This is a genomic window from Blautia sp. NSJ-140, from assembly GCF_022868965.1.
In the GTDB taxonomy this organism is placed as follows: domain Bacteria; phylum Bacillota; class Clostridia; order Lachnospirales; family Lachnospiraceae; genus Blautia_A.
The window spans coordinates 115623-128208 of record NZ_JALIFS010000006.1 but is presented as its reverse complement, the minus strand read 5'-3'; the positions used below and the strand labels follow the sequence as shown (position 1 = coordinate 128208).

The 12586-nt window shown below is 40.8% G+C and carries 16 protein-coding genes; 4 read left to right on the top strand and 12 right to left on the bottom strand.

Annotated features, from left to right (window positions below; all coding sequences use genetic code 11):
- Position 1: 1 nt before the first annotated feature.
- The 3 genes from MUB50_RS08965 to MUB50_RS08955 all read left to right on the top strand — a co-directional run bounded on the left by MUB50_RS08965 (position 2) and on the right by MUB50_RS08955 (position 2959).
- Complete coding sequence (locus MUB50_RS08965) at positions 2-379, top strand: TnpV protein (RefSeq protein ID WP_009247523.1); 378 nt, start codon at positions 2-4, stop codon at positions 377-379.
- 453 nt (positions 380-832) lie between these two features.
- Positions 833-2377 (top strand): ATP-binding cassette domain-containing protein, encoded by a 1545-nt coding sequence (locus MUB50_RS08960; protein WP_009247522.1) that lies wholly within the window; start codon positions 833-835, stop codon positions 2375-2377.
- An 84-nt stretch (positions 2378-2461) separates the two neighbouring features.
- Positions 2462-2959 carry a nucleotidyltransferase domain-containing protein gene (locus MUB50_RS08955; RefSeq protein ID WP_009247521.1) on the top strand — a complete coding sequence of 166 codons (498 nt, stop codon included), beginning with the start codon at positions 2462-2464 and terminating at the stop codon, positions 2957-2959.
- A 429-nt stretch (positions 2960-3388) separates the two neighbouring features.
- Here MUB50_RS08955 and MUB50_RS08950 read toward each other — a convergent pair whose 3' ends face one another.
- Complete coding sequence (locus MUB50_RS08950; RefSeq protein ID WP_118625190.1) at positions 3389-3838, bottom strand: helix-turn-helix domain-containing protein; 450 nt, start codon at positions 3836-3838, stop codon at positions 3389-3391.
- Between the two features lie 184 nt (positions 3839-4022).
- Here MUB50_RS08950 and MUB50_RS08945 point away from each other — a divergent pair, with 184 nt between their 5' ends.
- A complete protein-coding gene (locus tag MUB50_RS08945) occupies positions 4023-4217 on the top strand; it encodes a hypothetical protein (protein ID WP_005611072.1) in 195 nt (64 codons plus the stop codon).
- A 171-nt stretch (positions 4218-4388) separates the two neighbouring features.
- Here MUB50_RS08945 and MUB50_RS08940 read toward each other — a convergent pair whose 3' ends face one another.
- From MUB50_RS08940 to MUB50_RS08890, 11 genes are all read right to left on the bottom strand, one after another.
- Positions 4389-5162, bottom strand: coding sequence for an ABC transporter permease (locus MUB50_RS08940; protein ID WP_117538752.1), 774 nt, complete (start codon positions 5160-5162; stop codon positions 4389-4391).
- Between the two features lie 5 nt (positions 5163-5167).
- Positions 5168-5977 (bottom strand): ABC transporter permease, encoded by an 810-nt coding sequence (locus tag MUB50_RS08935; protein WP_117538751.1) that lies wholly within the window; start codon positions 5975-5977, stop codon positions 5168-5170.
- A complete protein-coding gene (locus MUB50_RS08930; protein WP_117538750.1) occupies positions 5970-6896 on the bottom strand; it encodes an ABC transporter ATP-binding protein in 927 nt (308 codons plus the stop codon). Before MUB50_RS08930 ends, MUB50_RS08935 begins: the two co-directional genes overlap by 8 nt.
- Positions 6897-7030: 134 nt before the next feature.
- Positions 7031-7948, bottom strand: coding sequence for a sensor histidine kinase (locus tag MUB50_RS08925; protein WP_117538749.1), 918 nt, complete (start codon positions 7946-7948; stop codon positions 7031-7033).
- A gap of 5 nt (positions 7949-7953) precedes the next feature.
- Positions 7954-8646, bottom strand: coding sequence for a response regulator transcription factor (locus tag MUB50_RS08920; protein ID WP_117538748.1), 693 nt, complete (start codon positions 8644-8646; stop codon positions 7954-7956).
- The gene (locus MUB50_RS08915) at positions 8639-8827 is read right to left on the bottom strand and encodes a helix-turn-helix domain-containing protein (protein ID WP_055221059.1); all 189 of its coding nucleotides are present in this window, start codon (positions 8825-8827) and stop codon (positions 8639-8641) included. The genes MUB50_RS08920 and MUB50_RS08915 overlap by 8 nt, the downstream gene beginning before the upstream one ends.
- A gap of 115 nt (positions 8828-8942) precedes the next feature.
- Positions 8943-9413: a winged helix-turn-helix domain-containing protein gene (locus MUB50_RS08910; protein WP_233546305.1), complete on the bottom strand. Its 471-nt coding sequence runs from the start codon at positions 9411-9413 to the stop codon at positions 8943-8945.
- 92 nt (positions 9414-9505) lie between these two features.
- Positions 9506-10516 carry an ABC transporter permease gene (locus MUB50_RS08905; protein ID WP_118306374.1) on the bottom strand — a complete coding sequence of 337 codons (1011 nt, stop codon included), beginning with the start codon at positions 10514-10516 and terminating at the stop codon, positions 9506-9508.
- A gap of 2 nt (positions 10517-10518) precedes the next feature.
- A complete protein-coding gene (locus tag MUB50_RS08900) occupies positions 10519-11511 on the bottom strand; it encodes an ABC transporter permease (RefSeq protein WP_033143709.1) in 993 nt (330 codons plus the stop codon).
- Positions 11511-12359, bottom strand: a complete 849-nt coding sequence (locus MUB50_RS08895) for an ABC transporter ATP-binding protein (protein ID WP_033143722.1) — start codon at positions 12357-12359, stop codon at positions 11511-11513. The genes MUB50_RS08900 and MUB50_RS08895 overlap by 1 nt, the downstream gene beginning before the upstream one ends.
- A complete protein-coding gene (locus MUB50_RS08890) occupies positions 12346-12507 on the bottom strand; it encodes a hypothetical protein (protein ID WP_191835411.1) in 162 nt (53 codons plus the stop codon). The genes MUB50_RS08895 and MUB50_RS08890 overlap by 14 nt, the downstream gene beginning before the upstream one ends.
- Between the last annotated feature and the right edge of the window lie 79 nt (positions 12508-12586).

Genomic DNA, 12586 nt, shown 5'->3' with positions numbered 1-12586 from the left:
AATGACAAAGACAATTTTTGAAGAAATGGGCGGAACTTATAGACAGGTGGGTGATTATTTATTGCCGAACATCACAGTACCAGCCGAAGAAGAAATAGAGCCGATTGGTTTATGGGGGAAACGACATGCAAGGCATTTAAAGGAACACTATAAAGTGTTATATATGAACCTGCTGACAAGCGGAAAGCTGCATAGTTATCTTGCAGAAGTCGATAAGCAAGCAGAGGATATGTTTCTTCGACTGGTAAAGGAATATGCCGACAGACAAGATGTGACGGAACAATTAAAGAAAGATAATCCCTACGAATGGATTGGAAGAATGAATAATATTCAGGCTTGTGTGAGGGAAGTTGTAGGAACGGAGTTGATTTACACATAAGCGTTTTACGGTATGGTGCTCCTGCGTTTGCTGGAGTGCTGTGGTTGTGGTTGTAAAGAGGTTGTGAAAGATTGAATTTCGTAATGGTTGGATGTATAATTAGGAAGTGAAAATTTTAATTTGCACTTCCATAAGGTGAAATGTATTGACACAAAAAATACAGTATGATAGTATTGCCATTAGAAGAAAGAAAGGCACATTTTGTGTAAGGTGAGGAAATGATTAATAGATAATTTGATTTAAGTAAGACACATATAGTTATTGAGCCTGTAGAGAATAGGTTTGTTTTGTGTACGCTTAAGTTGGATTATCGCAAGAGGCATTTCCTTTGTTTTCCTTTTGGAAAAGAAATAAGGGGCTATTTAGCGAGTCTATTTTTGCGTATGCAAAAAAGACTCGTTTTTGTGTGTTCAAAATAATAATTGGCTCAGACTTCGAAAAGGAGAAACTTTAATGTTGCAGATAAAAAAATTAAATTTAACACATAAAAAAGACCTGAGAATAATTCTTAATGATTTCAACCTTGTGCTAAATGATGGAGATAAGGCAGTTATTATTGGAGAAGAGGGAAATGGGAAATCGACATTAATGAAGTGGATATACAATCCGTCGCTTGTAGAAAACTATATAGAAGCAGATGGGGAAAGGATAATGGGACACGAACGTCTTGGTTATCTTCCGCAGGAGATGCTCGATGAAGATAAGGAAAAAACAATATACGAATATTTTTCTGAAGAGGAAATATTCTGGGAGAAAACGCCTAAAGAATTGTCTGTTATTGCGGGAAAATTTGGAATGAAAAATGATTTTTTCTACAGTAACCAGACAATGGGTAGTCTTTCAGGAGGCGAAAAAGTCAAGACACAACTTATGAGGCTTTTCATTCGCGATGTTTCTGTGCTGTTGTTGGACGAACCTTCCAATGACATCGACATTGCGACGCTTACATTACTGGAAAAAATCATAAATGACTGGAAGCACATTGTGCTTTTTATTTCACACGATGAAACGCTGATAGAGCGTACTGCCAACATGGTGATACATATCGAGCAGATTATACGAAAAACAAAGGCGAGATATACCGTGGCAAAGCTTCCCTATAGACGCTATGTGGAAGAACGGCTTCATAAATTTGAAATCCAAAAACAGCGGGCACTGAGTGACCGTAGGGAGAAAAAGATTCGCGATGAAAAATATCAAAGAGTTATGCAGAGTGTACAAGGTGCATTAAGAAGTTGTACCAGACAAGCACCGTCTGTTGCCAAAAACTTAAAGGACAAAATGCATACGGTTAAGGCAATGGAACGAAGATTTGAAAAAGAAGATGAAAATATGACTCAGATGCCGGAACAGGAAGAAGCAATCTTTGTCAAATTAGGGGATGAAAACTCACACATTCCCGCAGGAAAAACGGTCATAGAATATGAACTTTCAAAGCTTGTGACTCCGGATGGCAAAAGAATTTTAGCAGAAGGAATTCATTTAAAAATAAAAGGTTCAGAAAAAATCTGTATGATAGGAGCCAACGGGGCAGGAAAAACGACTCTTCTAAAAAAGATAGCGGAAGAACTCCTAAATCGGAATGACATTAAAGCAGAATATATGCCTCAAACTTATGAAGACCTGCTGGATTTGGATGTTACACCGGTTGATTACCTTGATAAAACAGGAGATAAAGAAGAGCGTACAAGAATTAGAACATACCTTGGTTCACTTAAATACACACCAGATGAAATGGAGCATCCGATTCGGGAGTTATCAGGCGGACAAAAGGCGAAAGTGCTTCTCTTGAGGATGAGCTTAAGTGGTGCAAATGTTCTTATTCTGGATGAACCGACAAGAAATTTTTCACCATTGTCCGGTCCGGTAATAAGAAAAATGCTCCGAGAATTTCCGGGGGCTGTCATTAGCATTTCTCACGATAGAAAGTATATTGAAGAGGTGTGCGATAAAATATATCAGCTAAATCCTAATGGATTACAGCTAATTGGTGATTGATAACAAAAAGGATGAAAGACTGACAAATTTCAGGCTTTTAGTGAGTTGGAAAGCATACAAAGATTTGAATTTGGAGGATAGATTATGGTACGTACAGAAGATGCATGTGAAATTATAAAATATGCTTTGCAAAACGAAATTAAAGTATATTTAGATGGCGGATGGGGTGTTGATGCACTTCTTAAAAGAGAATCAAGAATACACAATGATATTGATTTGTTTGTTGAACTGAAACATTATCATGATTATATTTATGTGATTAAGCAGCATGGATTTGAGGAAGTAAATACTGATTATACAACGGATGGTCATACTGTCTGGAAAGATGATAAACAAAGAATCATTGATTTACATTGTTTTGAATTTACAGATGACGGAATTGTTTATGAGGGAGATATATTTCCATCAAAAACTTTTTCCGGTATTGGAAAAGTTGGAGATATAACTGTTTCTTGTATTGAACCATTGAGTCAGGTAATGCTTCATTTGGGATATGAACACGATAAAAATGATGTGCATGATGTGATGCTGTTGTGTGAAACATTTCAAATAGCAATACCAGATGAATATAAGGAAAAGTAAAATTTCAGTTTTGTGTTGAATCTCTAAGCAAAATAGCTTATAATTTGACATGCTACATATAGTTATTATCCACAGTTATCGAGTAGGTGTTATCAATGCCGATAACAAAATGATAACATTAGCTCGTATAGGCAGGATAATATGGATATATCAAATAATCAAAAGAACGAGAAACATTACAGAGAATAATTCCTAAACAAAAAGCGTTAGTCTTTGTAGAGTTTGAATAATTAAAAATTTCTGGAAAGCCTTATAAACAGGGCGTTTCCGAGCAGATAAAGTTCTATTTGATAACAAAATAATAACACGAGAGATTTTGGCATTATTTATCCGGAATCTTGTGGTTATCAGGTAATATGTGTGAAACCAACAAAAAGGTCTTACTGAATTGAGTGAAATCAATTTGGTAAGGCCTTTTTTCGTTGGTTTTTATTTGCAGTTTTTTGGATAATTATACCGCCACTGGTCATATTCTTCCTGAGTGATTTCTCCGGATTTTAGCTTTTCAGCTTGTTCCTGCCATGCATGGAACATATCAAACATAGAAAGGTAGGTGGTTCCTTTGGATTTGTCCAGCCGGAGGCAGAGTTCTCCATCAATCTCACCAATATGAAGTCCGTAAAGGTCTTCTAATGCAAATAAAGTATGCATAAGTCCTACATAGCTGTCAATATCCGGGACAGCCAGTGCATGCGGAGAGACCTCAAAAATATCAGCCAGTGCATTCAGATAGTTTTCTTTTGGACTGCGGGCACCTTTTTCATACTGTGCAATACGGACATCAGCCTGTGATTCGCTGAATCCGAGTTGTTGCCCTAAATATTTCTGCGTGAATCCACGCAGAAGTCGAAAATGGTGGATTCTTTCTCCTATTGCCATAGTTTTACATCTCCTGTCTTTTTCTTGATAGGTTGAGTATAGCATATCTGTATAGTACAGACAAGAAAAAACCATACAAAAAAGTATAGAAGTTTACGCTGAAAACGCTTGACCAATACAAAAAAGTATAGTATCATACGAGCTATACAGAAATGTATAGTGACAAACAAAGGAGGGATTTACAATGAGTAAAATGTTTATGAATGTAAAAGAGGTCATGGAAGTCCTCGAAGTGTCAGAATCCTACGCTTATAAGCTGATGAAGCGACTCAACAGAGAATTACAGGCAATGGGATGTCAGACAATCGCTGGAAAAGTTGACCGCAAATATTTTTACGAACAGTTCTACGGAACCAGATCAAATGATGGGAGGAATTAGGAATGGCAATTTACAAGAACAACAATGGCACCTGGTTCCATGACAGACTCCTTGCTCCAAAATATATTGCATTAGAGCATTCTTTTGTTCCTCGTTAAGAAGCAGAAATAACTTTTCGCCAATCTGTTTGCCGGATTCTTCTATATCAAAAACAGCTAATGTCCCATCACGTCACCATCCCTTTTTTCTAACTACTTTTTTCTTCTTAGTGACAGTCAATGTGCTGGGTTCTTTCTTTTTATTTGCAAGAATAATCACAGAAATCAAGAAAGTCAAAACTATTGTGATGAAAGCAGGGAAAATGTGATAAGTATAACCATATTCCGCACCACAAGTAGGGTCTACTAAAATCATGCTTGCTTTAATCGGATAATAATTTAACAGTGTTCCTTCAAAAGTTCCGAAATATCCATACACAAATGCTAACGCAACCCCACCCAAAAAATTGTTTACCGAACAACAGAATAGTAAAATAATCGGCAAAACTGAAATGTAAATTCCTAAATTTGCTCCGGTAACACGAATAAACATATTGAGCAGATTGCCAAAATGCACTCCTGGAAATCCAGCAATAACATTGATTACTAATGCTAGCACGCATCCTATAAAGCTAAAGCAGATTGTCAACAACAATAGGACAAGTAGTTTTCCTGAAAGTAACTGTTTATATGAAATAGGAATTGTTGATATATTCTTCATCGTATCGTCTGTATATTCCCTTGTTATAATATAACCTGCTATCAGTGCAATGATAATCGGAAAAAACAAGGTACAGTTACTAATCATAACTTGCTGCATAAAATAGTCAAATGTCCATGTCTGTCCACCGTTGGCTGTGGAATAAAACAGTGACAGCAGCGGCGAAAGCACTGTCATAATAATTCCGGCTTTTATTACAGAATAGCGTTTTAGTTTTAAAAATTCCGTTTTTATTATCTTTCCCATATCATTTACCTCGTCCATTTTTTATAAAAGCGAATGATCAACCACAACGAAAGTATAACAGTAATTGCCAGAATAAAAATTGTATGGAAGGTGGTTGGTACAATCGCATAGGCTTCCGGCAAAAGATTGTCTTTTTGCAAATGATCCATCATTAAGCCGCTTGTCCAGTTCATAACACATATAACTGGGAAAGAATTTAAGAAAGTAATTTTTGCAGCACTTATAGATGTTCCAATCGTCCCCAGTATGCCCCAGTTAAAAATAGAATAAAAAAACGCAAGCAGGATAGAAAGCAAAAAACTTTTGTTAAAACAAATAATTAAAAATACAATCGGCAAAGAAGCTGCTACGATAAGAACTCCAAAAATAAGGCTCATAAATATCTTATAAGTCATACCATAAACCATTCCTACATGAAACAGTTTACAAAACAACGCAACAGATAATGTGCTTGTCAGACAAAACGCAATGCTAAAAATAAAGAGCATAGAAATTTTTGCCATAATGAGTTGTGTATTTGTAACAGGAATTGTTCTAAGGTTTTTGGAAGTATCGCAATCTCTTTCTATAAAAAACAAAATAGCGGCAATGATACCAATTAGACATGGAAGCAAAAAAACCAATCCATATCCCAACATCATTGTATAAACATAATCAAATCGGGTTTGAAGATAATGTTCCGTTGTATCTGCACCTGTTCCCGCCTTTGCCATATATGCCAAAATCAACGGAAAAAATAACGATAATGACATCAGTGCGTATAATAATCTTTTTCGCTTTAATTTCCAAAATTCGCATTTGATCAGTTTAAGCAATTCCCTCGCCTCCCGTCACACGCTTGAAGTAATCTTCAAGACTTTCTTCACAAGTATGCGCCTCCGATACCTCCAATCCATTTTCAACAAAGGCAGTTACAATTTTCCCCACAGGTAGATCAAGGTTGTGCAGGCGCAGATTGTGGTCATCCTGTATAGAGAAATGGTTTTCACGGAAATTGCGTTCCAAAATTCTTGCCGCCTGTGCAGTATCAGAGAGCGTAAACCGGATATGCTTACTGCTTTTTTGCTCCAGCTCAGCAAGACTTTCTTCTTCCAGCAATGCACCGTGGTCGATAATTCCAATATCGTCAGCCAGCAAGGAAATCTCCGAAAGAATGTGACTGGAAATCAAAATCGTTTTTCCCTTTGCGTCGCAAAGCTCCCGAATAAAGGAGCGTACCTCCGCAATACCGATGGGATCAAGACCGTTGATCGGCTCATCCAAAATCAAAAGTTCTGGATCGTGCATAACGGCAAGGGCGATGGCAAGCCGCTGCTTCATACCAAGAGAATACTGTGAAAAGAGCTTTTTATCTTTGTAGGGCAGTCCTACCAAATCCAGAGCGTCTTTGATGGCATGATTGTTTGGTACGCCCCGCAGAGTAGCAAAGATACGCAAGTTCTCTGTGCCGGTCAGATTTGGATAAAAACCGGGGGACTCAATCAAGCTGCCGATACGGGGCAGCAATTTCTTTTCATTCCCCTGCAAGGGTTTTCCCCAGATTTTGACCTCCCCGGAAGTCGGATTTGTTAAGCCCAACAGCATTTTCATGGTAGTAGTTTTTCCGGCTCCGTTTCTGCCCAGCAGACCATAAATTCTCCCACGCATCACATGGATATTTAAGTCAGCCACACTCTTTTGTGAACCGTATTGCTTCGTCAGATTTTTCGTTTCAATGATGTAATTTGTGTCCATATTCAAAACCTCCTGTTCTGTAAAGTATTCTATCACGCCAACCTTGCATTAACCTTGCCGCAACCTTGCATTAACCTTGCAATTTGAAATCCGGCAAAATGACAAAGGTTCCCGCCATAAAGACGGGAACCCACTTAAATTTCCAAAGGAAAAAACAACATAAATTCAGTTCCTTTTCCCGGCAAACTTTCAACTGTTATGCTTCCACCCATCTTTTCTACAAGCTGATGGACAATAGAAAGACCAAGACCGCTGCCTTTTTCAGACCGACCTTTATCACACTTATAAAGCCGTTCAAAAATGTGTTTCAAATCTTCTTTCTCAATTCCTACACCATTATCCGCCAGCAGCAGCCTCATGTTATTTCCTTGCTTTGACAGGGCAATTTTAATTTTGTCCGCATGGCTGTGAGCGATTACATTTTGAATGAGATTATTGATAATCCTCATATAGCTGTCCGTATCCAATCTTACCCGGACAGGCTGTTCGAGAATATCAATGTCATAATCGACCTGCTTATCTTCAAAAATCGGTATCCAGTCGATCAGGATATTTCTTGTCAGCTCTGCGGCCTCAATAGGATGGATTTCCAAAGCAAACTCGTTGGAATTTAACTTGAACCAGTCAAAGAGTACATCAATATATTCTTTCAAATCATGGGCTTTCCGGCGGGCGATTTCGATATAATCATCCCGGTCTTTCCCTGTAACAAGCCCTTTATGTGCAGCGTCAAGATAGCCGATGAGGGTTGTAAGGGGTGTCCGAACATCGTGGGAAAGGCTCGTCATAAGCTGGCGGTTGGTTTCCTCTGCCTGCCGGACAATCGAAAGTCTGCTTTCATAGGACACAACGATCTCATTGATTTCATAGGCAAGAGGTGCTATCAGTTCATTTGTTGCAGACAAAATACGCCGATTGCCATTTCCATTTTTCACATCAACCAGCGCATCGGTCATTTCTGCTATTTGCTTTTTTACGCGACGAATGAGAAGGATGGAGGTTAGCACAGCTACAATAGCAATCACAACGGACAGGAAAACGATGATCTTCATACCAGCTATACCTCCTTATTAAAGCGGTAGCCAATCCCTTTGACCGTTTGAATATACTTTGGACTGGAAGGATTGACTTCTAATTTTTTACGAAGCCGGCTGATGATCGCCATAATGTTGCTGTCATCATAGAAATATTCTTCGCCCCAAACTTCCTCATAAATCTGCTGTTTTGTCAAAATTTTTCCTTGATGTTTTGCACAGTACAGGAGCAGATCAAATTCCTTTGGTGGAAGTTCAAAAGTGCCGGTTTCCGTCGTAACAGAACGATTTTCAAGGTCAATTTGCAACCCATCAAAATCCAGTTTTTGCATAGTTCCCGTTTGCTGATTAAAGCGGGTGTAGCGGCGAATGAGGGACGCAATACGGGCAATCAGTTCGTCCATATCAAACGGCTTTGTTAGATAATCGTCCGCTCCGGCCCGTAAGCCCCGCACTTTAGAAGCGCTGTCATTTTTGGATGTGAACATCAAAATCGGCAGGCTGTTCTCTTTGCGGATTTCTTCCAGCGTTTCAAAGCCATCCATACCGGGCATCATCACATCTAGCACCACAAGCTGGTATTCTTGCTCTTTTAATTTCTGCAAGCCCTCTTTTCCGGTATTACAAAAATCGGCTTCTATATGTTCTGATTGTACGCTGTGTTTAATCAAAGCGCACAGTTCTCTGTCATCATCTATAATCAAAATTTTATTCATGGCGCAATTCTCTCCCTTGTTTTGTCCGACCATCAATCGGCTTTTCTGCAGTTTTGGGAATCAGCCAAATACCGGCCATCTTTACTGCTCCAGAAATACGTTCACCAGCACAATAATAATTTACTCTACGAGGTGTCACGCCCCACTTCTCGGCGGCCTCTTTTAATGTCATATATTCCATATCGCACCTCCATAGAATCTATTATAGTTCTTTAGCTCGAATAATACAACCTTCAATATTAAGCGTTCGGAAGTGGATGTTAATTAAAGCCACAAGAAAATCTCGTGGCTTTAGCTTACAAATGTTCAAATTTATAGCCGATTCCGGCGACACTCTCAATATAGTTTGGAAGATCTGGTTCAAAGCGCAACTTCTTACGCAGCTTACTTATATGATTATGAATCGCTTTTCTCGAATAGAAATCACAATCCTCTTTCCAAACCAAATCGGTAATCAGTTCGTAAGTAAAAACACGTTTGGGATTGGCAATGAGCAATGCCAGTATATCAAACTCTTTACTTGTCAGGTTGATAATCCGTTCACGAACCCTAACAGTACGATGTTCCAGGCATAGATAAAGCTCGCCTTCTTGTATTTCTGTCAGAGGATTTTTCTCTATTATGGAAGAAGTGTGACAGGAAATGAGTGCCGATCCATGACAGACTTCTTGTTCTAAAATATATTGCATCAGAGCATTCTTTTGTTCCTCGTCAAGAAGTAAGAATAACTTTTCTCCAATCTGCTTTCCAGATTCTTCTATATCCAAAACAGCTAATGTCCCATCACATCACCATCCTTAAACCATTTGTATCTTAACGTTACATAGAAGTGCTAATATACCCAAGAATAATAGTTTTGTTAAATATGTTTTTTCTGTCGCTTAGATACAAGCAGATAAAACAAGAACCAAAGAACACAATGGAGAGTGAGAATAACGATGTCCTTAACCGCTGTTGATGCAGTTCCATTTGCCAAATCCATAATGCCCTCAAAGGTGGCGCTGGACGGAATCAGATAGCAAATGTAGGAAAGGACTTTGTTTCCTGCACCGACCAGATAATTCAGGATTGGAACTGCCATAAATACGATCATCACGATTTTAATATAGACCACGCCTACCATCATGCCATCGGAGAGTTTGCCTACAAACAAACCGATCAGAGCCGACACAAATGCGGAAAGGACGATCAATGCCAGCATGACCGCCGCCCCTGTGAAAGAGAGCCGGAAGCAGATGGCCGCCGTAAGAATAGCGGACAGGCAGCCGAATACAAAACCCACAAAGATTTTCTGCATCATGTACTGCCTGTGCGTCATAGGCAGGATTTCATTGATCAGCGCAACGCCATCCTCTTTTTCGGAAATAATGTTCATGGCATTAAAGGTACAGCCCATGAACATTGCCACGATCAGCGTAATGGCAATAAAGATATTCTGATAACCCGCCATCATATCCGGGCGCTCCAATACCTGCACACTGGCCTGTGCCGCCCATTCCCTCTGCTCGTAAAGAGCCGGGAGCGTGTTGGCTGTCTGCTGAAACATATCCAGTTCATCGCCGGAAAGGATTGTCTGGATGCTGCCGTTAGACATTTCCACACCAATCAGGTTTGTTGACGGTTCATTGATGGCCTCAATCAGTTCTTCCTGTGTGGGATAAACTGTGACAGTACCATATCGTTCCAGCCATGTGTTGACTTCCGAAGTGGTGGCCTTTGCCGTTACTCCAAAATGAAATTCCCCCAATGAAGAAAGGTCAATGGAGCCGACAAAATTCAATGCCACAGCGACCACGATAGGCAGGAGAAATGACATGATACAGAACTTGTCTTTTCGGACACTTTTCAGTTGATAGAGCAGTCCTTTCATGGTCAGCCCTCCTTTCCCATTTCCTTGCGGAACGCAGCTTCTACAAGGAGAAAGAGTAAAATGATTGCGCCTATCGCACCGGCATAGTAGACCGGGTTTGTAGTCGGGACACCGAAAAAGGCGTTTTTCAGTCCCATATATACATGGTAAAACGGGTGGTAATCGATCCACGCCATCTTTACGGAAGTATTTGCCGCTAGAAATACCGGCGTAGCCGCAAAGAGCGCAATTACCAGATACGCCAGTGAAAATTGCTTAAAGTCCCGCAGAAGCATGGTACAGCCGAAGCCTGCCAGTGCCATAATCAAGGAGAGGATAGCGGTCTGCACCAGCACCGCAGGCAAAACCGACATCCCGTCCAACCCCACATTGAACAGAACCATTAAGGCCGCAAAAACCAGATCGGTAATCAGAAAGAGCATGATTTTGGAGCATACAAACAGGCTCTTATGCAGCGGCATAATGGCATGGACGCGGATCACTCCCATCTGCTTTTCCTTAAACAGCACCGAAGCAATCCCCAAAAATCCAACGGCTACAATCTCAATAAAGAGAAGTTCACAGGTGATCTCCCGGCGCTGCTTCATTTCAGGGCTGTTGCTGCCGACGGTTTTTGCTGTATCATTCCCATCTGGGGAAAGCAGGGACAACGCATAGTCTGTTCTGTGTCTGTCTGCTTTTTCGGTGGCCGCATAGAACAGAACATGGGGTGTCTTTCCGCTGGCGTCAATCCCGACACCGTTCGTATCACTGGCAAGGGCATTATTCAGTTCTTCCAAAGAGGACACGGGCCGAACGAGGGAGGAAACCTCTGTCTGCATCCCAGCCGGATCATACAGATACACATTGTAGAGCTGGGCGTCCATGAATTTCACATAGCCGAAATTGATGAACAGCGTGTATAAAACAAGGGAACCCAGCGCCACCAGAAAGAATTTCCCGGACATCATCATCCGGCAGTCTTTTTTGAACAGAGAACAAAGGCTTTTCCACATTAAGACAGCCCCCTTCCCGTGTACTGGATAAAGACATCTTCCAGTGTCGGCTCCTGCGAATGGATGCTGATGATTTCATCATAGGCGAAAGGAATACCGGCTTTCAGTTCAGGCGCTTCTATGGTCTGCTCCTTTCGCTTGCCCTGATAAAGATAGGAAACCACAATGCGGTGATTGCTGTTTTTCTCTTTCAGATTTTGGGGCGTGTCCAGCGCAACGATATTTCCATTCGTGATAAACGCTACACGGTCACAGAGTAGGTCAGCGTCCAGCATATTGTGTGTTGTGAGAAATACCGTTGTGCCTTTTTGCCGTTCTTCCTCGATGATTTTTCTAAAAAGGACAGCGCCGGCGGGATCAAGGCCGCTGGTGGGTTCGTCCAGAAATAAAAGTTTCGGATTGCTGATCAAAGCTCTCGCCATGCTTACACGCTGCCGCATCCCTTTGGAGTAGGAGGACACCGGCTTATTGAGAAAGTCTTTCTTAAATTCCAGTTCTTCCAGCAGTTCTTTTACATCCCGCAGTTGTTCTTTGGGATAAAAGGACGCAAAATAGTTCAGATTATCCACTGCGCTTAAATTAGCGTACAGATAAGGAAACTCAAACAGGACGCCGATCTGCTGAAAAAACTCCTGCGTCTGCACGGTTCTCAAATCCTTTCCGAATAGGGAAACCTCGCCGCCATGCCCTTTTAAGATGCCGGTCAATATCTTTTGGGTGGTGGACTTCCCGGAACCATTCGGCCCCAAAAATCCGAAAATCTCCCCATCTGCCACAGAAAAATTCAAGCCATGTAACGCCTGCTTATCCTTTCCGTAGGAAAAAGTCAGGTTTTTAACCTCGATCATCTTCATCACCCCATTTTCCGATCTGGTTCTTTTTCTTCTCCTGTTCCCGTTTGCTCCACCATTTCATAAACTTTACCTTGAACGGGATGCAGATCACCAGCGCCACAACAATCAAAAGCCACCAGTACCATTCCATACCTAAAAACATAATCGCTACCTCCTTTATCTGGAGGGTCATTCCCTCCTTGTGGGATAAAGGTACGAAAATGCGTTGAAGTCGGTGTGAG

Excerpts from the sequence above, each read along its gene's own strand:
- MUB50_RS08965 (WP_009247523.1), top strand. The coding sequence starts at position 2 with ATGACAAAGACAATTTTTGAAGAAATGGGCGGAACTTATAGACAGGTG.
- MUB50_RS08960 (WP_009247522.1), top strand. The coding sequence starts at position 833 with ATGTTGCAGATAAAAAAATTAAATTTAACACATAAAAAAGACCTGAGA.
- MUB50_RS08955 (WP_009247521.1), top strand. The coding sequence starts at position 2,462 with ATGGTACGTACAGAAGATGCATGTGAAATTATAAAATATGCTTTGCAA.
- MUB50_RS08950 (WP_118625190.1), bottom strand. The coding sequence starts at position 3,838 with ATGGCAATAGGAGAAAGAATCCACCATTTTCGACTTCTGCGTGGATTC.
- MUB50_RS08945 (WP_005611072.1), top strand. The coding sequence starts at position 4,023 with ATGAGTAAAATGTTTATGAATGTAAAAGAGGTCATGGAAGTCCTCGAA.
- MUB50_RS08940 (WP_117538752.1), bottom strand. The coding sequence starts at position 5,162 with ATGGGAAAGATAATAAAAACGGAATTTTTAAAACTAAAACGCTATTCT.
- MUB50_RS08930 (WP_117538750.1), bottom strand. The coding sequence starts at position 6,896 with ATGGACACAAATTACATCATTGAAACGAAAAATCTGACGAAGCAATAC.
- MUB50_RS08925 (WP_117538749.1), bottom strand. The coding sequence starts at position 7,948 with ATGAAGATCATCGTTTTCCTGTCCGTTGTGATTGCTATTGTAGCTGTG.
- MUB50_RS08920 (WP_117538748.1), bottom strand. The coding sequence starts at position 8,646 with ATGAATAAAATTTTGATTATAGATGATGACAGAGAACTGTGCGCTTTG.
- MUB50_RS08915 (WP_055221059.1), bottom strand. The coding sequence starts at position 8,827 with ATGGAATATATGACATTAAAAGAGGCCGCCGAGAAGTGGGGCGTGACA.
- MUB50_RS08905 (WP_118306374.1), bottom strand. The coding sequence starts at position 10,516 with ATGAAAGGACTGCTCTATCAACTGAAAAGTGTCCGAAAAGACAAGTTC.
- MUB50_RS08900 (WP_033143709.1), bottom strand. The coding sequence starts at position 11,511 with ATGTGGAAAAGCCTTTGTTCTCTGTTCAAAAAAGACTGCCGGATGATG.
- MUB50_RS08895 (WP_033143722.1), bottom strand. The coding sequence starts at position 12,359 with ATGATCGAGGTTAAAAACCTGACTTTTTCCTACGGAAAGGATAAGCAG.
- MUB50_RS08890 (WP_191835411.1), bottom strand. The coding sequence starts at position 12,507 with ATGTTTTTAGGTATGGAATGGTACTGGTGGCTTTTGATTGTTGTGGCG.